At 66.4% G+C, this 24024-nt stretch carries 18 protein-coding genes and 1 pseudogene; 7 read left to right on the top strand and 12 right to left on the bottom strand.

Annotated elements, in window-relative coordinates; translation table 11 throughout:
- Positions 1 to 139: 139 nt before the first annotated feature.
- Positions 140 to 2608, top strand: a complete 2469-nt coding sequence (locus tag ACW18B_RS19040; protein ID WP_492048566.1) for a glycoside hydrolase family 3 protein — start codon at positions 140 to 142, stop codon at positions 2606 to 2608.
- A 41-nt stretch (positions 2609 to 2649) separates the two neighbouring features.
- Here ACW18B_RS19040 and ACW18B_RS19035 read toward each other — a convergent pair.
- Positions 2650 to 2733 (bottom strand): annotated as a pseudogene (locus ACW18B_RS19035) (hypothetical protein); the annotation flags it as partial.
- 12 nt (positions 2734 to 2745) lie between these two features.
- Here ACW18B_RS19035 and ACW18B_RS19030 point away from each other — a divergent pair.
- Positions 2746 to 4671, top strand: a complete 1926-nt coding sequence (locus tag ACW18B_RS19030) for a sialate O-acetylesterase (protein ID WP_492048565.1) — start codon at positions 2746 to 2748, stop codon at positions 4669 to 4671.
- On the opposite strand, the gene ACW18B_RS19025 is transcribed toward ACW18B_RS19030, so the two are convergent.
- From ACW18B_RS19025 to ACW18B_RS19005, 5 genes are all read right to left on the bottom strand, one after another.
- Positions 4668 to 5117 carry a MarR family winged helix-turn-helix transcriptional regulator gene (locus ACW18B_RS19025; protein WP_492048564.1) on the bottom strand — a complete coding sequence of 150 codons (450 nt, stop codon included), beginning with the start codon at positions 5115 to 5117 and terminating at the stop codon, positions 4668 to 4670. The two genes, ACW18B_RS19030 and ACW18B_RS19025, sit on opposite strands and share 4 nt — an antisense overlap.
- Positions 5114 to 5530 carry an organic hydroperoxide resistance protein gene (locus ACW18B_RS19020; RefSeq protein WP_492048563.1) on the bottom strand — a complete coding sequence of 139 codons (417 nt, stop codon included), beginning with the start codon at positions 5528 to 5530 and terminating at the stop codon, positions 5114 to 5116. The genes ACW18B_RS19025 and ACW18B_RS19020 overlap by 4 nt, the downstream gene beginning before the upstream one ends.
- Positions 5531 to 5660: 130 nt before the next feature.
- Complete coding sequence (locus ACW18B_RS19015) at positions 5661 to 6131, bottom strand: ester cyclase (protein WP_492048562.1); 471 nt, start codon at positions 6129 to 6131, stop codon at positions 5661 to 5663.
- Between the two features lie 73 nt (positions 6132 to 6204).
- A complete protein-coding gene (locus ACW18B_RS19010) occupies positions 6205 to 6918 on the bottom strand; it encodes a DnaJ domain-containing protein (protein WP_492048561.1) in 714 nt (237 codons plus the stop codon).
- A 40-nt stretch (positions 6919 to 6958) separates the two neighbouring features.
- A complete protein-coding gene (locus tag ACW18B_RS19005; RefSeq protein ID WP_492048560.1) occupies positions 6959 to 7273 on the bottom strand; it encodes a hypothetical protein in 315 nt (104 codons plus the stop codon).
- A 98-nt stretch (positions 7274 to 7371) separates the two neighbouring features.
- Here ACW18B_RS19005 and pdxH point away from each other — a divergent pair, with 98 nt between their 5' ends.
- The gene (gene pdxH, locus ACW18B_RS19000; RefSeq protein ID WP_492048559.1) at positions 7372 to 8037 is read left to right on the top strand and encodes a pyridoxamine 5'-phosphate oxidase; all 666 of its coding nucleotides are present in this window, start codon (positions 7372 to 7374) and stop codon (positions 8035 to 8037) included.
- A 15-nt stretch (positions 8038 to 8052) separates the two neighbouring features.
- Here pdxH and ACW18B_RS18995 read toward each other — a convergent pair whose 3' ends face one another.
- Positions 8053 to 8676, bottom strand: coding sequence for a TetR/AcrR family transcriptional regulator (locus ACW18B_RS18995; protein WP_492048558.1), 624 nt, complete (start codon positions 8674 to 8676; stop codon positions 8053 to 8055).
- Between the two features lie 150 nt (positions 8677 to 8826).
- On the opposite strand from ACW18B_RS18995, the gene ACW18B_RS18990 reads away from it, so the two are divergent.
- On the top strand, positions 8827 to 10326 hold the full coding sequence (locus ACW18B_RS18990; protein ID WP_492048557.1) for a bifunctional aminoglycoside phosphotransferase/ATP-binding protein: 1500 nt from the start codon (positions 8827 to 8829) through the stop codon (positions 10324 to 10326).
- Here the strand turns inward: ACW18B_RS18990 and ACW18B_RS18985 are convergent, their stop codons facing one another.
- Complete coding sequence (locus tag ACW18B_RS18985) at positions 10327 to 12045, bottom strand: ATP-binding protein (RefSeq protein ID WP_492048556.1); 1719 nt, start codon at positions 12043 to 12045, stop codon at positions 10327 to 10329.
- Positions 12046 to 12289: 244 nt separating this feature from the next.
- Here ACW18B_RS18985 and ACW18B_RS18980 point away from each other — a divergent pair, with 244 nt between their 5' ends.
- The gene (locus tag ACW18B_RS18980; protein WP_492048555.1) at positions 12290 to 15103 is read left to right on the top strand and encodes a long-chain-fatty-acid--CoA ligase; all 2814 of its coding nucleotides are present in this window, start codon (positions 12290 to 12292) and stop codon (positions 15101 to 15103) included.
- A gap of 4 nt (positions 15104 to 15107) precedes the next feature.
- Here ACW18B_RS18980 and ACW18B_RS18975 read toward each other — a convergent pair whose 3' ends face one another.
- A complete protein-coding gene (locus ACW18B_RS18975) occupies positions 15108 to 15998 on the bottom strand; it encodes an MBL fold metallo-hydrolase (protein WP_492048554.1) in 891 nt (296 codons plus the stop codon).
- A gap of 59 nt (positions 15999 to 16057) precedes the next feature.
- Between ACW18B_RS18975 and ACW18B_RS18970 the strand changes: the two genes are divergently transcribed.
- Positions 16058 to 16198 (top strand): hypothetical protein, encoded by a 141-nt coding sequence (locus ACW18B_RS18970; RefSeq protein ID WP_492048553.1) that lies wholly within the window; start codon positions 16058 to 16060, stop codon positions 16196 to 16198.
- A gap of 40 nt (positions 16199 to 16238) precedes the next feature.
- Here ACW18B_RS18970 and ACW18B_RS18965 read toward each other — a convergent pair whose 3' ends face one another.
- On the bottom strand, positions 16239 to 16649 hold the full coding sequence (locus ACW18B_RS18965) for a TIGR01244 family sulfur transferase (RefSeq protein ID WP_492048552.1): 411 nt from the start codon (positions 16647 to 16649) through the stop codon (positions 16239 to 16241).
- Between the two features lie 694 nt (positions 16650 to 17343).
- On the opposite strand from ACW18B_RS18965, the gene ACW18B_RS18960 reads away from it, so the two are divergent.
- Positions 17344 to 20415 (top strand): TonB-dependent receptor, encoded by a 3072-nt coding sequence (locus tag ACW18B_RS18960; RefSeq protein WP_492048551.1) that lies wholly within the window; start codon positions 17344 to 17346, stop codon positions 20413 to 20415.
- Positions 20416 to 20563: 148 nt separating this feature from the next.
- Here ACW18B_RS18960 and ACW18B_RS18955 read toward each other — a convergent pair whose 3' ends face one another.
- Positions 20564 to 22027, bottom strand: a complete 1464-nt coding sequence (locus ACW18B_RS18955) for a tetratricopeptide repeat-containing sulfotransferase family protein (protein ID WP_492048550.1) — start codon at positions 22025 to 22027, stop codon at positions 20564 to 20566.
- An 85-nt stretch (positions 22028 to 22112) separates the two neighbouring features.
- Positions 22113 to 23897 (bottom strand): signal peptide peptidase SppA, encoded by a 1785-nt coding sequence (sppA, locus tag ACW18B_RS18950; RefSeq protein WP_492048549.1) that lies wholly within the window; start codon positions 23895 to 23897, stop codon positions 22113 to 22115.
- Positions 23898 to 24024 lie beyond the last annotated feature (127 nt).

Raw genomic sequence — 24024 nt, 5'->3', positions numbered from 1 at the left:
TCCGACATTGAATCCCTCTGGGAGACGGCTTTAATCTTATTTGTCGCATAAATTAGACGGTGTATGGAACGACGTCGAGCTTTGCGATACCGGTACCACCAACGCGCTGTGTCGCGATCTAAAGAAGAGAAGTGGGAGCATGAACACCAGGACCCTTTCGGTCGCTTTGATGGCGACGACCCTCCTGACCAGCGTTGCGGTCGCCCAGCCTGTTTTCGCTCCCACCGGCAAGGCGGCAACCCACCCCAGCCAATGGCCGGCGGCCAAGAGCCAGGGCCTGATCGACGCCGAAACCGAAGCCTTCGTCGACAGCCTGATGGCCAAGATGACGCTGGAGGAAAAGGTCGGTCAGATGATCCAGGCCGACACCGCCTCGATCACGCCCGACGATCTGAAGACCTATCCGTTGGGCTCGATCCTGGCCGGCGGCAGCTCGCCGCCCCTGGGCGCGCCCGACCGCTCGCCCAAAGAGCCCTGGGTCGCCACCGTCCGGGCGTTCCGCGAGGCCGCCGACGCGCGTCAGGGCGGGACCCACATCCCGCTGATGTTCGGCATCGACGCCGTGCACGGCAACGGCAATGTCGTGGGCGCCACCCTGTTTCCGCACAACAGCGCCCTGGGCGCCACCCGGGACCCTGAGCTGATCCGCAGGATCGGCGCCGCTACGGGGCAAGAGACAGCGGTGTCAGGATTTGACTGGGCCTTCGGGCCCACCCTCACCGTGCCGCGCGACGACCGCTGGGGCCGCACCTATGAGGGTTATTCGGAAGACCCCGAGATCGTCCGCCAATATGCCGGCGAGATGATCCTGGGCCTGCAGGGCGCGGTCAGCGAAGGCCAGGTGCTGCAGCACGGCCACGTCGCGGCCAGCGCCAAGCACTTCCTCGGCGACGGTGGCACCCATGACGGCCACGATCAGGGCGACGCCCAGATCAGCGAAGCTGAGCTGGTCCGCCTGCACGCCCAGGGCTATGTGCCGGCCATCAATGCCGGGACGATGACGGTGATGGCCTCGTTCAACAGCTGGAACGGGGTCAAGATGCACGGCAACAAGACGCTGCTGACCGACGTGCTCAAGGGCAAGATGGGCTTCGACGGTTTCGTGATCGGCGACTGGAACGGCCACGGCCAGGTCGCGGACTGCACGCCGACCAATTGTCCGCAGGCGGCCAATGCCGGCCTGGACATGTACATGGCGCCTGACAGCTGGAAGGGTCTGTTCGACAACACGCTCGCCCAGGCCAAATCCGGCGAGATCTCGTCGGCGCGGATCGATGACGCCGTGCGCCGTATCCTGCGGGTCAAGGTCAAGCTGGGCCTCTTCAAGACCGCTCGTCCTTGGGAAGACCGCGACGGCGTGATGGGCAATGCCGAGCACCGGGCCCTGGCGCGCGAGGCGGTGCGCAAGTCGCTGGTGTTGCTGAAGAACAATGGCGTGCTGCCCATCAAGAGCTCGGCCAATGTGCTGGTCGCTGGTTCGGGCGCCGACGACATCGGTCGCCAGTCGGGCGGCTGGACCCTGTCCTGGCAGGGCACCGACAACAAGAACAGCGACTTTCCCAACGCCCAGTCGATCTGGTCGGGCCTGAAGGAGGCTGTCGAGGCCGGCGGCGGACAGGCGTCGCTGAATGTCGACGGCCAGTTCGACAAGAAGCCTGACGTGGCCATCGTGGTGTTTGGCGAAACGCCCTATGCCGAAGGCGTCGGCGATCTGAAGACCCTGGAATACCAGGCCGGCGACAAGACCGACCTGGCTCTGCTCAAAAAGCTCAAGGCCGCCGGCGTGCCGGTGGTGGCGGTGTTCCTGACCGGGCGCCCCCTGTGGGTGAACCCGGAGCTCAACGCTTCTGACGCCTTCGTCAACGCCTGGCTGCCGGGCTCGGAAGGCGGCGGGATCGCTGACGTGATCATCGGCGACGCGGCCGGCAAGCCGCGCAACGACTTCCACGGCAAGCTGTCGTTCAGCTGGCCCAAGTCGGCGACCCAGACCTCGCTCAATCGCGGCGACAAGACCTATGACCCGCTCTTCGCCTATGGCTTTGGCCTGACCTATCGCGACAAGGTTCGCCTGCCCAAGCTGTCGGAGGTCTCCGGCGTGACGGTGGCTTCGACCAACACCAGCAACTATTTCGTGGGCGGCAAGACGCCCGCGCCGTTCGCCTTCCGGCTGACGCCGACGACCGCCGTGCAGATCCGCCCGGTGGACGCCGGCGGCGTGCAGGAGGCCGGTCGCCAGATCACCTTCTCCGGCTCAGTCCCGGCGACGGTGGCCCTGGCCGCCGACGCGGCGATGGACCTGTCCTTCCAGACCAATGCCGATCTGGCCCTGATGATCGACTATCGCGTCGATGCTCAGCCCACGGCGCCGGTCACCCTGTCGATCGGGACTGGCCAGCTTGACCTTTCACCTGTGCTGGCCGCGGCGTCGACGGGCGCCTGGACCAGCCTGAAGGTGCCGCTCAAGTGCTTCGCCGCCGCCGGAACCGACGTGACCAAGGTCGCCGAGCCGTTCGCGCTGTCGACCGCCGGGACCCTGAAGGTCACGCTGCAGAGCGTGAAGCTGACCACCGATCCGGCCGGAGCGGTCTGTCCCGCGAAGGCGCAGTAACAGCAATATCGCTTGTCATCCCGGAAGCCTCGATGAGGCTATCCGGGACCCAGGGGCCGGCGCATTGCGGTTGCCCCTGGGTCCCGGCTCTCCGCTTCGCTGCGGCCGGGATGACAAGAAGTTTTAGGATGCTCTCCATGAAACGCCTGCTTCTGACTGCCGCCTTCGCCGCCCTGGCGACGGGGGCCTCGGCGGGGCCCTTGCTGGCCCCGGTGTTCACCGACCACGCGGTCCTGCAGCGCGGCCAGCCCATCCGGGTCTGGGGCGTGGCCCAGCCCAGCGCGACCGTCACCGTCGACCTGTCGGGGCAAGCCGCCTCGGCCACCGCCGACGCCCAGGGCCGCTGGTCCGCGTCGCTGCCGGCCCGCGAAGCGGGCCCGCCCCTGAGCCTCACGGTCCGCTCGGGCGCGGAGAGCCAGACCCTCACCGACCTGCTGATGGGCGATGTCTGGCTGTGCTCGGGACAGTCGAACATGGAGCTGCCTCTGCGCCGCGCCATGGGGGGTGAGTATGAGATCGCGGCGGCGGGCGACGCCAATATCCGCGTGCTGCAGACCGGCAAGGTCAGCCTGCCGGCCCCGACCTCGGCCCTGCCCGGCGCGGCGGTCTGGCGGGTCGCCACACCGGCCACCGCCGCCGACTTCAGCGCCGCCTGCTTCTTCATGGGCCGCGACATCAAGAAGACCACCGGCGTTCCGGTGGGTCTGATCGATGCCACCTGGGGCGGCTCGATCATTCAGGACTGGATCAGCCGCGAGGGGCTGACGGCGCTGAAGTCGTATGATCAGGGCCTGTCGGTCCTGGCCGACTATGCCCGCTCGCCCCAGGCCGGCATGGCCCGTTGGGGCGGGATGCTGGACGCCTGGGCGGCGCGCACCGAACCGCACGCCAAGGCCTGGGCTCGCCCCGACTTCGACGACCGCGCCTGGGGCGTGCTGCCGATGGAGAAGTTCTGGGAAACCGCGCCGGGTCTGGAGACCTTCGACGGCACGATCTGGCTGCGGGCCGAGCTCACCCTGACCGCCCAGCAGGCCGCCCAGGGCGCGACCCTGATGCTGGGGCCGATCGACGACATGGACACCACCTTCGTCAACGGTAAGGCGGTGGGTTCGCGCGAGGGCTGGGACACGCCGCGCAATTACAGCCTGGCCAAGGGCGCGCTGAAGGCGGGGCGCAATGTCATCGCCATCCGCGTCGTCGATGCTGGCGGCGGCGGCGGGGCCTGGGGTCCTGCTGCGGCCAAGGGGCTGAAGCTGGAGGACGGCAGCTTCGCGCCGCTGGGCGGACGCTGGCGCTACAAGATCTCGACCCAGCTCAGCGACACCGGCCTGCCGCCCCACGCCCCGTGGCTGGGGGCCAGCGGCCTGTCCACCCTGCACAACGGCATGATCGCCCCCCTGGCGCCCTACGGCCTGAAGGGTTTTGCCTGGTACCAGGGCGAGGCCAATGTCACCGAGGCTGCGGAATATGCCCGCTTGATGCCGGCCCTGATCGCCGACTGGCGGCGCGAGTTTGGCCAGGGCGATCTGCCGTTCCTGATGGTGCAGCTGGCCAGTTTCGGCGCCTACACGTCCGCGCCGGCCGAGTCCGGCTGGGCGGCCCTGCGCGACGTGCAGCGGCGGACGACGGCGGCGGACCCCAAGGTCGGCATGGCCTCGGCCGTCGACCTGGGCGACATCTATGACATCCACCCGACCAACAAGCAGCAGGTCGGCGCGCGTCTGGCCTTGCTGGCCCGCAAGCTGGCCTATGGCGAGACGGCCCTGAACGCCGCCGGCCCCGCGCCGCTGCGGGCCAAGCGCGAGGGTCAGACGGTGATGGTCAGTTTCGACCAGCCGCTGGTGGTGTTCGGTGGTGCGCGTCCGACCGGTTTCGAACTGTGCGATGCGGCCGGCGTCTGCCGCTTCGCCGAGGCGAGCGTCGAGGGCGCCAGCGCCACGATCGCCGCGCCGGCGGGGATCACCCCGACCAAGGTGCGCTTCGCCTGGGCCGAAAGCCCGATCCTCAACCTCTATGGCGTCAACCGTCTGCCGGCGACGCCATTCGAGCTGAAGGTCGACTAAACCGCCACGGTCTTCAGCTTTTCGCGCAGGGCCTCAAGCTCATCCAGCGGCAGGCCGACCTGACAGAACACCTGCTCCGGGATCGACAGGGCCTTGTCGCGCAGGGCCAGGCCCTTGTCGGTCAGGGCTATGATCACCCGGCGCTCGTCTTTCGGATCACGCTGACGGTCCACGAGGCCGCCGGCTTCCAGGCGCTTGAGCAGGGGCGTAAGTGTGCTGGAATCCAGGTCCAGCGCGTCGCCCAGCGCCCCGACGGTGCGCGGGCTCTGCTCCCACAGCACCAGCATGGCCAGGTACTGCGGATAGGTCAGGCCCAGGGCGTCGAGCAGCGGACGATATAGCCGCGTTACGCGCTGGGCCGCGCCATACAGGGAAAAGCACAGCTGACGGTCGAGGCGCAGGGCCTCGACCGGAGCTTGAGCGGGCTTGGGCAGGGTCTTGCTCATGCGGCCTTTACGGTGAACCCGACGTCGATATTGCCCCGAGTGGCGTTGGAATAGGGGCAGACCTTGTGCGCCGTCGCAACCAGGGTTTCGGCGTCTGTTTGCGACAGGCCCTGGGTTTCGACTTCCAACGTCACTTCCAGCTTGAAGCCGACCTCTTGCGGGACCAGGCCAACCACGCCGGTCACTTGCGAACTGGTCAGGGCCAGCTTTTGCTGGCGGGCCACCAGGCCCATGGCGCTCTGGAAACAGGCGGCGTAGCCGGCGGCGAACAGCTGCTCGGGATTGGAACCGGTTTCCGCGCCCCCGAGGGCCTTGGGCATTGACAGCTGCAGGTCCAGCAAACCGTCATCGCTGCGGACATGGCCTTCGCGGCCGCCGACAACAGTGGCGCGGGCTTCATAGAGAGTGCTCATGGGTCGCTCCTTGCGAATTAACATGTGAACGATTTAATCGTGCGCGATATTAATTCAAGAGTGGCGGCGAAATTAAATCGCGCGCGATCAATTTTACGGACTGCGCCGATGAAGCGCGGGCTCCGGTCGTTCAGGTCGTTTTCGCCGCCGTCACCAGCGCGCCCAGGGCCTCGGCCGCCGACATCCCACCCAGCAATTGGCGTACGATACTCAGGCTGTCGGAATAGATTCGCTCGCAGACCAGCGTGTCGTCCTCGAACAGGAAGAAGGCCGTCATCTGGCAGGCGAACGGCCGGCCGGTGGCGGGCAGGGGACCCAGAGGCCCCTTCTGGGTGCCCTCGAGAATGAACTCCACGACGATGCCGTCATCGATGTGACGCAGGGACAGCAGGGTGTTGCGTTGATCGGGAAAGGTCTCGCGCGAGCTGGTGTAGTAGCGTTGCACGTCCTCGCGGCCGTCATGCACCGCGCCAGTGGCGATGATCTCGTAGTGGGGGTGGGGAAAGGTCTCCAGCACCTTGTCCCAGGCATGGTCGATTTCATCGGCCATGTGATCGCGGACGATGGTTTCGCGTCGCGCGCGCAGGTCTTCCGTGCTCATGGGCGTTTCCCTCCGGGCCGCGCTCTGGCGGATTGGGAGAATAGAACGCCGTAAAACGTCTGTTTGGAAGAGGTTAGGCCGCCCAGGCCGCCGTGAAGCGCTTGAGCAGCGAGCGGGCGGCGCTTTCGACGCCGGAGCTAACGGCTTCCAGCCGCAGGAACAGGTCGCCGGCCGCATGGCCGCCGCGCGCCGGCAGGCCCTGGCCGGGCAGGCGGACCAGACCGCGCGAGGCGGCCTTGGTCGAGATCCAGGCCAGGCGCGGACCCAGGGCGGTGTCGACCTCGACGCGGCCGCCTTCGGCCAGGACGCGCTTGTCGACCTTGCCGGTCAGCCAAAGGTCGTCGCCACGGATCAGGGCCTCGCGCGCGCTCTTGTGGCGGACCACGAAGGTGACGCCGTCGACGCGCACCTTATCGTCCTCGCGCAGGCCGGCCGGCAGTTTCAGGCGCAGTTTCCGGCCGTCGATGGCCAGGTCCATGGCCCCGCCCGCAACGGCCGTCGCCACGTCGATCTCCAGGGTCGCCTGGCGCACGGGATCGTGGGCGGCGGGTGTGGTGCAGGCGGGCGGAAAATGGATCTCGCGCGGCGGCGGCTGGTCCTGCAGCAGGCGATAGGCGGCCAGCACGTCGCGAAACAGGGCCGCGTCGCCGCCCGGACGATCGGGGTGAGCGCGTTTGGCGGCCTCGCGATAGGCCGCGCGCAGCTCGCGCTCGCCGGCGCCGGGCGCCACGCCCAGCAGGGCGCGCGCGGCGGAAAGGGTCAGGGAGGTGGCGGGCCGGACGGACATCGCGCCGACCCTGCCGCCACTTGGTCAACGACCCGTTAAGTTAAGACTTTACGGTGGCGATCAGCGCTGGGGCGAGGGCGATCGCGACAGCAAGCGCCACCACGACGACGCCGACAAAACCTTTGGCTGTCATCGCCGGCCAAGGCGGATCGGTCAGACCTAGCAGGGTGCGTCGAAGTCGAACGGCGCAGCCCACCACCACCATGCCAAGCACTACAAGCGAGAGACCGATGGACTCCAGCATGCCGGCAAGACTGCTGAAAGGGGCATACCGCAGTTGATAGATGAAGAAGGCTGTCGCAAAGGCGAGCGCGCCGATCATCTGAAGCCAGGCGAAGAGCAGGGGTTTTCGCAAGGGTGGTCTTCCGCATCCAGACGCGTCATGAGTGTATAATCTCAGCGATTGGTCAAGGGGCGATGGTCGCGACGTAAATGCGAGCCTATATCCACCCTATGACCGACAACACCCTGATCCCGGCCTCGCCCAGCGAGGATGACTATGTCCGCCAGGTGACCCAGGCCGCGCCCCTGCCGCTGTTGCCCGAGAACGATCCGTTCGCGCTGTTCGCCGAATGGCTGGCCGAGGCGGGCAAGAAAGAACCCAATGATCCCAACGCCGTGGCGGTCTCGACCGTCGACGCCGAGGGCCTGCCGGACTCGCGCATGGTGCTGCTGAAGGAGTTCGACGCCCGGGGCTTTGTCTTCTACACCAACACCCAGAGCGCCAAGGGTCAGGAGCTGGCCGGCCAACCCAAGGCGGCGCTGCTGTTTCACTGGAAATCCCTGCGCCGGCAGGTGCGGATCCGCGGCGCGGTCGAGCCGGTCAGCGCGGCCGAGGCCGACGCCTATTTCGCCAGCCGGGCGCGCCACAGCCAGCTCGGCGCCTGGGCGAGCGACCAGTCGCGGCCTTTGCCCGATCGTCTGGCCCTGGAGAAACGCGTGGCCGAGATGGGCCTGAAGTTTGGCCTCTCCAAGGTGCCGCGTCCGCCGCATTGGTCAGGCTATCGGGTCGTTCCGCAGGTCATCGAGTTCTGGCGCGACCGACCGTTCCGCCTGCACGAGCGGCTGGTCTATGCCCGGGCCGGCGACGGCTGGAACACCCAGCGCCTGTTCCCCTGAAACAGGCCGCCTGAGTCAAATCGTCGCTCGGGTCCCATACCGCGCCAGGAAGGTCTCTACGGCGTCCTCACAGATCGCCGGCAAGGGGCGTTGGGGCTGGGCGTGGTCGCCGGCCGAGATGCCCAGCACCAAGGTGGCGTGATCGATCATGCCCATCAGCTGGCCGGCCGCCCAGGACGGTTTGTCGAGGGTCAACTCACCGGTTCGTTCAAGGTCCTGGATCAGCCTGATGGCCACACCGCCCAGGTCGTCTCGCGCGCTCTGCAAGACGTTGTCGGCGACCTCCTCGAGGCGACGGCGCTCGGCCGACACCAGACGAAAAATGGCGCGGGTCAGGGGCAGGGCCAGAAAGGCTCCGTAGGCGTTGGCGAAGGCCCGCAGGCGGGCCCGGGCGTCGCCCTTGGCGTGGACGCTGTCGCAGACCGGCGCGCCGATATCGCGTACAGACTCCAGAACCACGACCTTGAAGAGGTCTGCCTTGCTGGGGAAATAGGCGTAGAGCGTAGCGGTCGAAACACCGGCCGCGCGGGCGACCCCCTCCATGCCGGCGTCCCGATAGCCATCGCGCAGAAACTGCGCGCGGGCGGCGGACAGAATGTCGCTTCGTTTGTGTTCGGCCCTTCTCAGGCCGGCGCTCATCAGCATTTCCAGAACCCGGTCGCCCTCAACGAGCTACAATCTAATCGCGTATTGAAGATTGACGCAAGTCAGGGGCGAGGACGGCGGCCGCAGATTCGGTTATGGGACCCCGGCGCCTGAATTTGAGCGCGCATCAACAGGATTTCAGGCGTGAACAAGGACGCTGAGAGCGCGCGCGAGCATGAGGTGGCGACCTGGTTCGGGGCGCGGGCCGAAAACACCATCGAGACCTCGTGCGCGCGCGTTTTCCTGATCGGAGACGCGGCCTTCAAGGTCAAGCGTCCCGTCGATTTCGGCTTTCTGGATTATTCTACCCTGGAGCTTCGGCGCTGGGCGCTGGAACGCGAACTGGCGTTCAATCGCGCCGCTGCGCCTGACATCTACCGCGCCGTGCGGCGTCTGACCCGCGCTGTGGATGGCGGCATCGAGATCGACGGTGCGGGCGAGATCGTCGACCATGTGCTGGAGATGCGCCGCTTTGACGAGCAGGGCGTTCTGGCCACCCAGCCCTGGGCGATCGACGATGCGCTGGAGGATTCGCTGGGCCGCACCGTGGCGCGCTTCCACGTCGGGGCCAGCCTGCGTCCGCAAGGCGGCGGGGTGAACGCCCTGGGCTATACGATCCGCTCCAACGCCAACCTGCTGCGCGGTCTGGCGCCGCGTCTGGGCGCCCTGGCGGTCGACCGGCTGATCGCCGAGACTGATCTGGCGCTCGAGCGCCTGGGCCCGTTGCTCGACGCCCGCGCCGCCGAGGGCTTCGCGCGCCACTGCCATGGTGATCTGCACCTGGGCAATATCCTGATCGAGGATCAGAAGCCGATCCTGTTCGACTGCATCGAGTTCAACGACACCCTGTCGGATATCGACATCCAGTACGACCTGGCCTTTCTGCTGATGGACCTGGATTTCCGCCGTCGCCGCGACGCCGCCGGCCGGGTGCTGAACGCCTATCTCGATGAAGCGGCGAGGCATTTCGGCCAGGGGCTATGGACGGGCCTGGCGGCCTTGCCGCTGATGCTGTCGGTGCGCGCGGCCGTGCGCACCCACGTCTGGGCCTATACCGGCGACGACGAGGCGGCGCGGGCCTATCTGGCCACGGCGCTGGAGCACCTGGCGCCCAGGCCCGTCAGCCTGGTGGCGACCGGCGGTCTGTCCGGGTCGGGCAAGTCGACCTTCGCCCGCGTCTGTGCGCCGGGCCTGGGTTCTGCGCCGGGGGCGGTGGTCTTGCGGACCGATGAGATCCGCAAGCGCTTGTGGGGCGTGCCCTCGCTGCAGCGCCTGCCGCGCGAGGCCTATACGCCGGAGATGAGCGCACGGGTCTATGACCAACTGTTCGCAGACGCCGCCCTGACGCTGAACGCCGGCCGTTCGGTGGTGCTGGACGCAGTGTTCATGAAGCCGGAAGAGCGCGCGAGGGCCGAGGCCCTGGCCGTGTCTTGCGATGTCGCGTTCCAGGGCGTTTGGCTGGAAGCGCCGCCCGAAGTGTTGCGCGCCCGTGTCGCGGCCCGGGTCAATGACGCCTCTGACGCTGACGTTGCGGTGCTGGAGAACCAGTTGAGCCGCGACGCGGGTCAGATCGACTGGCGTCGGGTGGACACGGTCAGCGCCTTTGAGGACGAGGCGCGGACCCTGGCCGAGACCATGGGCTGATCACGCCGCGTCATGCAGCGCATCGGCGCTGGACGGTTTGGGGCTGATCGCGCGGACGATTGCGGTGATCAGGTCCGCCGGCTTGACGGGCTTTCCCAGATGGTCGTTGAAGCCCATCTGCAGGAACCGCTCGCGATCGCCAGCCATGGTTGAGGCGGTGACGGCGATGATGGGGATATCGGGGCGTCCGGCCGCGCCGGCGCGGATGGCTTGAAGCGCCGTGATGCCGTCCATCACCGGCATGTTGATGTCCATCAGGACGCAGTCGAACTTACCGGAGATCATGGCGTCCAGCGCCGCGCGGCCGTTGTCGACCAGAGTGAGGGACACGCCTGTGGCTTCCAGCATCGCCTGGATGACCAGCTGGTTTATGGCGTTGTCCTCGGCCATAAGGACGCGAACCGTGTCCAGACCCGGAGCGTCAGTCTCGCTCTCGGCTTCGCGGATCAGGGGAGCCTGGCTCACCGGAGCGCGGATGCTGAAGACGAAACAGGCGCCGGCTTCGGAGGGCGCGAGCGTCAGGTCGCCTCCCATCTGACGCGCCAGGGCGCGCGAGATGGTCAGACCCAGGCCGGCCCCGCCATGGCGGCGCGAGACGGTGTCGTCGGCCTGGGTGAAGCTGTCGAACACGCGCTCGACGGCCTCCGGCGGCACGCCGGGGCCGGTGTCGCGGACGGCGAAGACGATCTCTCTGAGGCTGTCCACGGCAGGCTTGCGGGCGGAGACCTCCAGATAGACGCCGCCCGAAGCGGCGAACTTCAGGGCGTTGGCGATCAGATTGGTCAGCACCTGCCGCACACGCAGGGCGTCGCCCTCGATCCACTGCGGGGTGCTGGCGTCGATTGTCAGCGAGAGCTCCAGGTTCTTGACCACGGCGACGTCGCGCCAAGTGTCCACCACCTCACGCACCATATCTTCCAGGTCGAGAGCCGCGGGGACCAGCTCGACCTTGCCCGCTTCGATGCGCGATAGGTCCAGGACGTCGTTGAGCAGTTGCATCAGGTTGTCGCCCGACTTGATCATCAGGCGGATCTGCTCGCGCTGAGCGCCGTTGAGCTCGGAGCGCGACAAGGCATGGGCCATGCCCAGCAGGCCGTTCATCGGGGTGCGCAGCTCATGGCTGGTGACAGCGATGAAGGTAGACTTGGCGCGGGTGGCCTCCAGGGCGCGTTCGCGCTCTTCGCGCAGGCCATGGGTCAGTTCGTCCAGACGCCGCGCGGCGGCGCGGTTGGAGATCATGGTGCTGATGGTGTTGAAGACGAGCAGCAGCAGGCCCCAGCGGGCGGTCTGGGCACCCAGGCCCGCGGCGTCGTAGAAGAAGAAGGGAAAGATCACCAGGCTGGCCAGGGGCACGACGGCGCTGGCGGCCACCAGAGGCCAGGGCTGGTGGCGATAGTTCTGGGTGAAGATAATCTGGCCGACCCAGATGCACACGGCGGCAAGCTTGAGGTCCGTGGCGGTCGACAGCCACAGGCTCATGGCCAGCCAGCCCCAGACCAGATTGATCGGCAGAGCGCCCATGACGAAGGCGACGCGTAGCCGCGGTGACGCGGGCCCATCCGTGGAAAAGCGGCGTGTCGCAAAGCGAGCGGCGCCTTCCGCCAGGGCCAGGGCGGCCAGCCAGCCGCAGGTCAGGCGCCAGTCGAGCGCTCTGCCAATGAGGATGGCGACAATGAGGGCGGAAAGCATGCGCGACGGCAGCAGGCGATGGGTGTCCATCGCCACCTCGTCCAACCGTTCATCGGTCCAGGGTGCGCGCAGCCAATGCAACTGGTCGTCTCGATCAGGCCCAAGCGGCGAAGTGCAAAGAATACCCCATAAGCATGAATTGAGGCTTGCGCGATCTGCGGCGGATTGGCGCGGGGGCCAAGGGCTCGCCCTCTGCGCGCGGCGCGTTGCGTCAGATCGCCACGCCCGGTAGCCTTGTGGGCATAACAAGAAGCCTTTCGGGAGAGCCAGTTCGATGCAGGGGTTGATGCAGCACGGGGCGTTGACGGTCGACAAGATCATCGATCACGCCGCCCAGTGGCACGGTAGCCGCGAAGTCGTCACGCGCTCGGTCGAGGGACCGATCGTGCGCACCACCTATGCGGCGATCCGCGACCGCGCCAAGCGTGTGTCGAACGTCTTGCTGTCGTTAGGGGTCAAGCCCGGAGACCGGGTGGCCACCCTGGCCTGGAACACCGGGCGCCATATGGAGGCCTGGTACGGCATCATGGGCATCGGCGCGGTGTGCCACACGCTCAATCCGCGTCTGTTTCCCGAACAGATCGCCTGGATCGCCGACCACGCCGGCGACCGGGTGCTGTTCACCGACCTGACCTTCCTGCCGATCGTTGCGGCGATCCTGCCCAAGGTTCCCAGCATCGAGCATGTTGTGGTCTTCACCGACGGCGCCCACATGCCGGACTTCGCGCCGGCCGGAGAAGCGCCGCACTTCAAGGGCGTCCATTGTTTCGAGACCCTGATCGACAGCCACGGCGACGACTGCGCCTGGGGTGGCTTCGACGAGGGTACGGCGGCAGGCCTCTGCTACACCTCGGGCACGACCGGCGATCCCAAGGGCGTGATGTATTCGCATCGCTCCAACTTCCTGCACACCCTGATTACCCTGCAACCCGACGTGATGGGCCTGTCGCAGCGCGATGTGATCCTGCCGGTGGTGCCGATGTTCCACGCCAACGCCTGGGGCGTGGCGTTCTCGGCGCCCGCCACCGGCGCCAAGATGGTCATGCCCGGGGCCAAGATGGACGGCGCCTCGATCTATGAGCTGCTCGACACCGAAGGTGTCACCTTCTCGGCCGCCGTGCCGACCGTCTGGCAGATGCTGCTGCAGCACTTGCGCGACACCGGCGCCAAGCTGCCGGTGTTGCGGAAGGTCGTGATCGGCGGCGCGGCCTGCCCCGAGCACATCATCCGCGCTTTCCAGGAAGATTACGATGTCGAGGTCGTCCATGCCTGGGGCATGACCGAGACCTCACCGGTCGGCACGCTGTCGGTGATGACCGACGAGTTGTCCAAGCTGCCCTACGACCAGCAGATGCCCTATCGCCTCAAGCAGGGCCGCCCGCCGCTTGGCGTTGAACTGAAGCTGACCGACGATGCGGGCCAGCGCCTGCCGCACGACGGCAAGAGCTTCGGCAATCTGAAGATCAAGGGTCCGATCATCGCCGCCGAATATTTCCGCGGGGCCGGCGGCAAGATCCTCGACGACGAGGGCTTTTTCGATACCGGCGACGTCGCGACGATCGACGGGCACGGCTTCATGCAGATCACTGATCGCGCCAAGGACGTGGTGAAGTCCGGCGGCGAATGGATCAGCACCATCGACATCGAGAACATTGCCGCCGGCCACCCCAAGGCGGCGCTGGCGGCGGTGATCGGCGTGCCCCATCCCAAATGGGACGAACGCCCGATCCTGCTGGTCAAGCTGAAGGATGGCGAGACCGCCACCAAGGAAGAGTTTCTGGCCTTCCTGGAAGGCAAGATCGCCAAGTGGTGGATGCCTGACGATGTTCTGTTCGTCGACGACATCCCGCTGGGCGCGACCGGCAAGATCGACAAGAAGCTGATCCGCCAGCGGATGAAGGACTACGTACTGCCCACAGCCGCCGCCGCGACGCCGACCCTGGCGGCGGCGGACGGCGGACAGGCCGCGCGCCTCTACGCGCCCGAGCCCGTCGAAACGCTGCCCGAAGCGGAGGCGATCTCCACGGGGGAGCCTGAGGCCGGGGAGGCTCCGTTTGAGCCCGCTCCGGCCGCGATCGAGCCTGAATTGACGCCGGTCGCGCAGGCCGAGCCCTTGCCCGAACCCGAGACCCTGGACGAGCCGCCTCTGCGTCTGGCCGAACCTGAGCCGGTCGTTGGCGCGGAGCCGCCGCCCGTGGCCACGCCGGTGTTGGACGCCGCTGACGACCTGCCTTTCGCCATGCCCCTGTCGCCGCGCGACAAGCGCCAGCGCGACGTCGCCAAGCCCAAGGTCGCCAAGCCCAAGACGGGGCGACCGTCGACCTTGGCGCCGGTCTTTCTGGATATCGCCCTGGTCATCGCCCTGATTCCGGGTTTGCTGGTGGCGGTGGGCGCGCTGGGCGTGAAGCTTGGTCTGCTCGATCTTTCGCTCGGTTACACGGTGATGGCCCAGGACTGGGCGCCCAAGCTGGCGCTTCTGGGCGTCGCCACGGGCGTGCTGAGCCTGATCATCGCGCTGATGGCCGGGTTCTCTGCGCTGTGGAAGCGGGCGCTTCTGGTGTTGCTGATCACGGCCGCCACAATCGCCGCGATGGTGGGGGTCGACAGGCTGGGCGGTCGGGCGCCGCCGCTGCACGATGTCTCCACCGACTGGAAGACGCCGCTGGGCTTTTCCGACGCCGCCCTGGCGGCGCGGGGCGGCTCGGCCCAAGCGGTCGAGGACGATCCCAGCCTGCCGGTCGGCTCGGTGGCCTTCGCGGGCCGCCGGGTAGCCGACGTCAATGCCGAGACCTGCGCGGCGGCGCGTCCTCTCGTCCTGGAGCGTTCGCCCGCCGACGCCTATGAAGCGGCCAAGGCCGCCGTGCTGGCGTCAGGCCTGAGCCTGATCACCGACGACCCGATGGATGGACGACTTGAGGCCACGGGCCGCACCTATTGGTATGGCCTGGTCGATGACCTGGTCGTGCGGGTGCGGCCGGACGCCGCCGGCGCGCGGGTGGACATGCGGTCGATCAGTCGTGAAGGCGGCCCCGATCAGGGCCGCAACTGCCGTCGGATCGACAGTCTGGCGGCGGCGATCAAGCGCTGAGGCCTCAGGTCCTTCGATAGTCGGCGTCAAGGCCGGGCGCGCCCTCGCAGGTCACCCGGCCTTCGCGGACCAGCTGCAGCATGTGGGCCAGCACCGATAGGGCCGCTGCGGGATGCAGGCGCGGATCCACGGCCGCATAGAGGATCGGCACGATCGCCTTGATCTGGGTGTGGCCCAAGGCCAGGGCTTCAAGGATCTGAACCTCGCGAGCCCGGCGGTGGGCGATATAGGCGTCGACGAACGGCGCGACCTCGCGCACTGGCGCGCCGTGGGTGGGCCACAGGGTTTCGAAGTTCCGGTCACGCACTTTCTGCAGGCTGGCGAAATAGTCGCCCATGTCGCCGTCGGGCGGGGTGATCACGGTGGTGGACCAGCCCATGATGTGATCGCCGCTGAACAGCGCATTCTCCTCCTTCAGGGCGAAACAGACATGGTTTGAGGTGTGGCCCGGGGTGGTGATCGCCTCCAGGGTCCAGCCGGGGCCGGACAAGATCTGGCCGTCGGTCAGCTCGACATCGGGGCGGAAGCGGCTGTCTGCGCCTTCTTCCAGTCCCGCCGTGGTCTCACCGTGATCGGCCGGGGCGGAAAGGCCGTAGATCACCGCGCCTGTGGCCTGGGCCAGGGGGCGGGCGAGGGGAGAGTGGTCCAGGTGGTGATGGGTGACCAGGATGTGGCTCACCGTCTCGCCCTTCAGCGCCGCCAGCAGGGCGTCGAGGTGTTCGGGGATCTCGGGACCCGGATCGATCACCGCGACCGTGCCGGATCCGACGATATAGACGCCGGTGCCGGTAAAGGTGAAAGGCCCCGGATTGCGGGCGATCACGCGCCGGATCAGCGGCGAGACCTGATCGCAGCGACCGTACTCAAAAGCGATCTCGCGAACATAGGGGATCATGACGGTCTCCGGCGCCGGTCTTGCGGTTGAACCTTCCAGTAACCTCTGGAGGACGCGCCATGGTGGCGGATGCGGCGATTTTTGTCTCGAAACGGCTCCAGCGTGCGGCCTTCGCGATTCTGTGTCTCATCATGGCTCAGTTCGTCCTGGCCAGCTGTCAGGCTGAACCCTCGCCCATGGCGGCGCGCGTCTCGCTTTAGGGGCGGCCCGGCACGCCAGTCATAGGCCCTCAGAGCGCCTTCAGACGGGCAAGACGCCCGACAGATCGTATCCCGCCTCCGCGCCCTGGCGCACCAGGGTTTCCCGGTCGGCGGCGCCCGACAGAATCTGGCCGATCGACCAGGTGACGATCGATCGGGTTCCTGACCGACAGAAGGCCAGGATCGGTCCTTTCGCGCTCGCGACGGCGCTCGCCACAGCATCAATCTGCTCAGGCCCAGGCCCGCCCCGCACGGGGATATGGACATAGTCCAGTCCAGCCGCCCGGGCGGCGGCCTCCATCATGGCGCTGGTCGGCTGGCTGGGATCTTCGCCGTCAGGACGATTGTTGATCACCAGAACGAATCCCTCGGCTGCGGCCCGCGCCATGTCGGCCTCGGAGACCTGCGGGCTGACGGAGAGGGATTCTGTGACGCGCCGGAAATCAACCATGATGCTTGCTAAACCTTCTGACGGACCGTCCTGAAATGCTGTGACGGGCGCTGCATCTTCATGATCTCGAGGCGCCGTTGCAACGGGCATTCGCGTGCAACTTTGCCTCGAAACTGCGCAATTGTGGAAATCGATTCATGACCATCTGTGCGTTATGGGGTGGAAAACACCGATATTATAGCGGAAACCCGCAAAGCATTTCGGCATTGTCAAGATTGCCTGGGCGGATTTTGCCGCAACGGCAATTTGGCGAATAGCCTCGTTCGGCGAACTGTCTACCGTCAATTATTCCAGCAAATCCAAGGCGTTGCTGGGAGCGTGGCTCGGACCTTGCGCTTGTGCGGCGAGTGGCTGACGCTAGGGTGACGACAATAAGGCGAGCGTGTTGCGATTATGCGACATCGAAGGGGGATGTGGGTTACCGGTCTGTAATCTCAATTGACCCAAAAGTGTCATGGATCCTAACGTCTCCGCCAACCGGGGAAATGTTTTCCGGGACACCAGTGATCTCGTGGTGCAGTTCGCGCGGATTTCCGTGCACGCCGGACGAAAAGTTTCTTCAGGGGCCTGTCCGGCCGGAACGCTGTCTCACGCTAGAGGGGATATAATGAATATGAACTCCACAAAGGGTAGCGTTCGCGCGCGTCTTTTGACGTCGACGCTTTTGGCCGGCCTCGCGTCGATCGCGGCGCCGATGGCCGTGACGCTCGTCGCCACCGCCGTTCCGACCCTGGCCAGCGCTCAGGACTATTCCAGCGGCACGCTGCTCGGCACGGTCAACGACACCTCGGGCACGCCGGTCGCCGGCGCCACCGTCGTGGTCAAGTCGCTGAACCAAGGTTTCGAGCGCAAGCTCACCACGGATTCGACCGGCGCGTTCCGCGTTCCCCTGATCCCCACCGGCGGTTACTCGGTCGCCATCAGCGCGCCCGGCTACAAGTCGACCTCGGACGGTAACGTCCGCGTCGCCCTGGGCGGCTCCAGCGCTTACTCCTTCTCGCTCGCGGGCGAAGGCGAAGTGGAAGCCGTGGTTGTGACGGGTTCCGCCAACCCGCAACTCGACTTCTCGGCCACCACCACGGGCTTGACCGTCGATCTGGAAACGCTGACCAAGCAGGTCCCGATCGCGCGCAACATCACTTCGGTCGCCCTGCTGGCGCCCGGCGCGGTTCGCGGCACGCAATACGCCAACTCGGCGGGCGGCGCCCGCATCGCCGCCCAACCCGCCCTCGGCGGTTCGTCGGCCGCTGAAAACGCGTTCTACATCAACGGCCTGAACATCACGAACTTCAACACCTATCTGGGTGGTTCGACCGTTCCGTTCGAGTTCTACAAGACGGTTGAGATCAAGACCGGCGGTTACGCCGCTGAATTTGGTCGCGCCACCGGCGGTATCATCAACGCCGTGACCAAGTCGGGCGGCAACGATTTCCACTTCAGCGTTTCGGGCAACTACGAGCCGAAGTCGCTGCAAGATTCTTCGCCGGACACCTATCTGGTGAAGGGCAATCGCGTCACCAGCGACCTTCAGGACATGACTTTCCAAGTCAGCGGTCCGATCATCGAAGATCGGCTGTTCTTCTACGTGCTGAACCAGCAGCGCAAGACGAGCAAAACGAACGGTTCGGTGACGGGCAACTCCTACACGGTCGACAAGTCGAACGACCCGTTCTGGGGCGTCAAGCTGGACGGCTACATCACCGATCGTCAGCACGTTGAACTGACCTGGTTCGACACGACGCGCACCACCAACCGCAACAGCTATGGGTTCACCGGCGCGACCAACACTGTCGGCGCTCAACAGTCGTCGACTGTGTACGAGCAAGGCGGCCAGAACTGGGTCGCCAAGTACACCGGCAGCTTCACCGACTGGTTCACCCTCTCGGCCGCCTATGGCATCACCGAAGACGCCGACAGCACGCTGCCGTCCGACACCGTCACGCCTTACATCCTCGACACCCGCAGCGGCACCTCGGTCCGTATCGGTAACCAGACCTCGACCTCGACCTCGCTGATCAACACTAAGCGCGAATTCTATCGCGTTGACGGCGACGTGTATTTCGAGCTGATGGGCAAGCACCACATCCGGGCGGGTTATGAAAAGGAAAAGCTGACCCTCAGCAACTTCTCGATCCCGACCGGTGGTCTGCAGTACGAATACTTTGACGCGGGCGCGAACGACGCTTACGGCATCGCCAACACCGATGGAGCGGATCCGTTCGGCTCGATCACCGACGATTATGTCGACGTGACGACCTTCCGGAACGGCGGCATTTTCGAGGGTGAGAACTCGGCGATGTACATCCAGGATTCGTGGGACATCCTCTCGAACCTGACCCTGCAACTGGGCGTGCGTTACGACCGGTTCCAGAACTTCGATCCGGCAGGCACCGCTTTTGTCGACTTCAAGAAGAACACCACTGGTCCGCGCCTTGGTTTCAGCTGGGATCCGCTGAACGACGGCAAGAACAAGGTGTTCGGTTCGTTCGGCCGCTACTTCCTGCCGGTCGCCGCCAACACCGCCTATCGCTCGACCGGCGCTGAGCTCTACTTCAACGAAAAGTGGCGCGTCGCCTCGATCGATCCGGTCACCAAGATCCCGGTCCTGGGTACGCAGATAACGCAAGCCACGGTTGTCGCCGGCGGTGGCACGGCTGGCCTGGTGGCCTGTCCGTTCAGCCTGTTCGGCGCCGTTGGCACTGTCGGCTGTGAAGTGACCGCTGATGGTACCCCGACTCCGACCGACGCGACCGTTTCGAAGAACCTCAAGGCCACCTATCAGGACGAATACATCCTGGGCTTCGAGCGTCAGTTCAATCCGCTCTGGAAGGCCGGCGTCTCGCTGACCTACCGCGCACTGGGCCGCGCCGCTGAAGACGCCGCTATCGACGCCGCCGTTCTCGCCTATTGCGACAAGAATGGCATCGCCGGCTGCGACGACATCTGGACCGGTTTCCACCAGTACGTGATCATCAACCCGGGTTCGGCGCAGACGATCAAGCTTTCGGACGCTGTCAACGGCGAAGCAGACGGCCGCACGATCGACTTCACGTCGGCCGAGCTGAACTACCCGCAGGTCAAGCGCGAATATATCGGCCTGGAATTCACGTTCGAGCGCGAGTTTGACGGCAAGTGGAACCTGCAAGGCTCCTATCTGCTGTCGGAATCCAAGGGCAACTACGAAGGCGCTGTGAAGTCGGATATCGGCCAGACCGATACCTCGGTGACGCAAGACTTCGACCAACCCGGTCTGACGGACGGCTCCTACGGCCTTCTGCCGAACCACCGCGCACACCAACTGAAGGTGTTCGGCTCCTACCAGATCAACGACATGATTTCGGTCGGCGCCAACCTGGCGGTGAGCTCGCCGCACAAGCTGGGTTGCCTTGGCCGTCACCCGACGGACGCTTTCGCGGCTGTGTACGGCGCCTCGTCGTTCTACTGCCGCGCCGGCAACGTTTCGACCGGCGCTCTGGTCTCGACGCCGCGTGGTTCGGTCTCCGAAAACGACTGGACCAGCACGCTGGACCTGCAGGCCCGCTTCACGGTTCCGGAAACCTTCTCGATGGTGCCCGGCAACCTGCAGTTCCGCGCCGAAGTGTTCAACGTGTTCAACTCCAAGGCGATCATCAATTCGCAAGAGCGTGGCACGGCGAGCAACGGTTCCGTGGCCCTGCTGCCCGGTACGACGACGGCCGCCTATGGCGCGCCGACCGCCTACCAGCAACCGCGCTACGTTCGCGTCGGCTTTGACTGGGATTTCTAACCCAGCCCAAGGCGTCGCTTAGGCGATGATGCAAGATCGACGGCGGGCCCCACCGGGCCCGCCGTTTTTCTTTGCGCCCGACCTCAGGCGACAAAAAAGGGCGTGGAGATCATCTCCACGCCCTTTTTGTTTTCGCCGGATCAAAGGTTCAGCGCGGACCCTGGCCCTCATAGGCCTCGAAAAACGGCGCCATCTGCTGGGCGTAGCGACGCCAGCCGCCGACCGAGCGCGCGTGGATCGGCTGGCGGACCTGGCTGGAACTGGTGGTGGTCACCGGCCGCTGGGTCAGGTGGAAGTGGCGCACCGGCGCCTCGAAGGCCAGACCGCAGTGGTCCAGGACCTTGTCGATCCAGACCTCCGGCTCGGCGATCAGCGACTCGTAGGGCACGGTGAGGATCGCGTCGGGATAGAGGCTGGTCCAGTGCGCATACAGCCGGTCCTCATCGGCGAAATGGCGTCCGATGTCGGCCATGGACCAGCTCCAACTGACCCCCTCGGCGAAATGGCTGCGGAAGCAGGACAGCGCCGTGTCGCCCGGGTCGCGCCGCAGCCAGATGAAGCGGGCCTCCGGCAGGATGCTGCGGATCAGTCCGATCAGCCGGCTGTGGTTGAGGGTCTTGTCCACCACCTTGCCGTCGGGGCCGAAGCGCTCATCGAGCAGGTGCAGATAGGATTGACCCAGGCCGGTCCACGCGGCGTCCGCATCGGCGCGGCCCGTGAAGGCGGCGATGGCCTGGGGGGAATAGTCGCCCAGCGGCATGGTCGCGGTGCGAAACAGGTTCAACTCGGCGCCGTTCATCACGCCGCTGTGGCTGACAAGAATTTGCTCGACCAGGGTGGTGCCCGACCGGGGCAGGCCCAGCACGAAGATCGGCCGGTCGCTGTGGACGCCGCTTTGCGGCAGCGCCGCCAGGTTGGCCGGGGTCTGGTTGGCGATGATCTGGTCGACAAAGGCGCTGGAGGCCTGCGCCGCAAAGGGGCGCTGAAGCCGCACCATGGCGGCTCCGCGCTCATAGGTGGCGAACGCCTTGTCCGGCTGGCCCAGGTCGTCATAGGCCTTGGCCAGAGCATAGAGCAGGGCGCTGACGACGCCGGGGTCATCGGCCGCGCGCTCCATGGCCGCGATGTCGGGATCCTGGGCCTCGAAGCGCTTAAGGTCGGCCATGCTCAGCCAGGCCGCGCCCGTCACGCCCGGTGAAGGGTCCAGCGCGAGCGCCGCCCGCAACTCTTCGAACGCCAGCTCCGTCTGGCCCAGCTGGGCACGGCACGTGCCGATAAGCAGCCTGAGCCGGGCGTCGATGGTGGTGTGCGGCAGGAAGGCGCGCGTGGTCTCCATCGCGCCCTCTATCCGTCCGGCGCTGGCCAGCAGTGCGGCATAGGTGAGCCGGCGTTCCTTGTCGTGCGGCGACAGGGCCACATAGCGGCGCATCGCGGCGATCGCCAGCGACACTTCGCCGAGACTGAAGGCCAGCCGAGCGACTGGACCCCAGCTGTCGCCCAGCGGCGGATTCTCGGCGTCCAGCTGGACCAGCAGGGCGGCGGCGCGATCGCGATCATTGGCCTGCGACGCCTGCAGGGCCGCTTTCAGCAAATCTCTGCCACTCAAGGTCATGGGGTACAGGTCCAAGGTTCCGGGTCGCGCTCGATTGACATGATCCTGGCTCACGCCACAAGCCAGGACGGTGTCGATCGCGGGTCTACCGCACCGGCGTATCGGCCAGCACCGCCGCCCCGCCGGGCGCGGCGCGGAGGCGGGCGGCAGCCATCTGGTCGAGGATGGCCTCAGAGCGCGGATCGCCCAGGATCCAGGCCGTGGCCGCCAGGGTCTTCATCGAGGTCGAGCTGACGCCCAGGGCGCGCTGCAGGGCCTCCAGGGGCGACTGACCGCCGTCCATGGCCTTGAGGCGGACATCGCCCTTCAGGCCCGCCAGGGCCTTGGCCTTGTCGACCGCCTGATAGAAGCCGCCCAGTTCGTCGACCAGGCCCAGTTGCAGGGCCTGCTCGCCGGTCCAGACGCGGCCCTTGGCGATCTCGCGCACGCGCTCGGGCGACAGCTTGCGGCCCTCGGCGACGCGGGTGACGAAGCCGGCATAGATGCGGTCCATCCAGCCGGCGAACTTGGCCCGCTGGTCGTCGGTGAAGCCCTCGCCCGTGCCAAAGGCGCCGGCATAGTCGCCGCCCACATGCACCTCGCGGGTGTCGACGCCGAAGCGCGACAGGGCGTCGCCCAGGGCGAACTTTCCGCCATAGACGCCAATCGAACCGGTCAGGGTGGTGGGCTCGGCGACGATGGCCGAAGCCTGGCTGCTGATCCAGTAGCCGCCCGAGGCGGCATAGGTGCCCATCGAGACCACGACGGGCTTGCCGGCGGCCTTGGCGGCCTTCACAGCGGCAAGGATCTGTTCGGAGGCCGTATCGGAGCCACCGGGGGAGGAGACGCGGAAGACGATCGCCTTGACGTCCTTGTCGGCCGTGGCGTCATAGATCGCCTTGGCGACATCGTCGGAATAGACTGTCGACTCGCCGCCGAACGGCGAGCCGCCGCCGCCCGTGCCGGTGACGATCGGGCCTTCAGCGCCGATCACCGCGATGGCGGGACCGGTCTTGGAGGCCGTGTGCTTGGAGCGCGCGGCGTAGTCGCCAAAGTCGATCAGCTTGGCGCCCTTGCCGGCCCGCGACAGCACCGCCGTCTCGATGTCATTGACTTGGCCGATCTTGTCGATCAGGCCCTTGTCCCGGGCTTCCTGGGCGCTGTAGGGGCCCGCCTCGAGGGTGCGGATCAGCGCTGCGGGATCCTTCATCCGGTCGGCGGCCGCCGTGGTCAGGGCCGAGCGATACACCGACCCCATCCACGACAGCGACGACTCGCGGTGGGCCGGAGTGTAGTCGCTATAGAGGTAAGGATTGACCGCGTTCTTGTACTCGTAGCGCTGCTCATACTCGGCCTTGACGCCGTACTTGTCGAAGAAGCGCTTGAAGAACATCGCCTCGCTGGCGACGCCGACGGCCTGGAAGGCGCTCTCGGGCTGCATCCAGAACTCGCTGGCGGCCGAACCCAGCATGTAGGTCGATGTCACCATGCCCGAGGGATAGAGGCCCTGGCTGTGGGCGTAGATCGGCTTCTTGCCGACCGAGCGGAAATGTTTGAAGGCCAGGCGCAGTTCGTCGGCCGTGGCCGGGGCCATGCCGCCTTCGGGCAGGCGCACCAGCAGGGCCTTGACCTTGTCGTCGGTCTCGGCGCGCCGCAGGGTCTCGATGATCGACATCGCCGAAGCGCCGCCGCCGCTGAAGGCCGCGAAGGGGTTGCGGGAGTCCTGATCGGTCAGGCCGCCGCGCAGGTCGAGTTGCAGGACGGTATGGGCGGGAATCGCAGCAGGCCGGGCCGCGCCGGCGGCCATGACGATCAGCAAAAACGGAACGCCGACCACGAACAGCAGCAGGCCCGCGAACACGCCCGCCATGGTCAGGAAAAACTGTTTCATCGAAGGTCCCGTCGCCAATTTCAACGCACGCTAGCGCCTGCTGCGTCGCCGCACAAATGAACAGCGTGCAAAGCGCCGCTGGACGGCGAATATCCGGCAAACAACGGGTTTTAGATGCGGGAGAAGA

The organism is Caulobacter sp. FV2ps19 (assembly GCF_058681035.1).
Note: the sequence above shows the minus strand (reverse complement) of the source record. Positions and strands in the feature narration are given on the sequence as shown.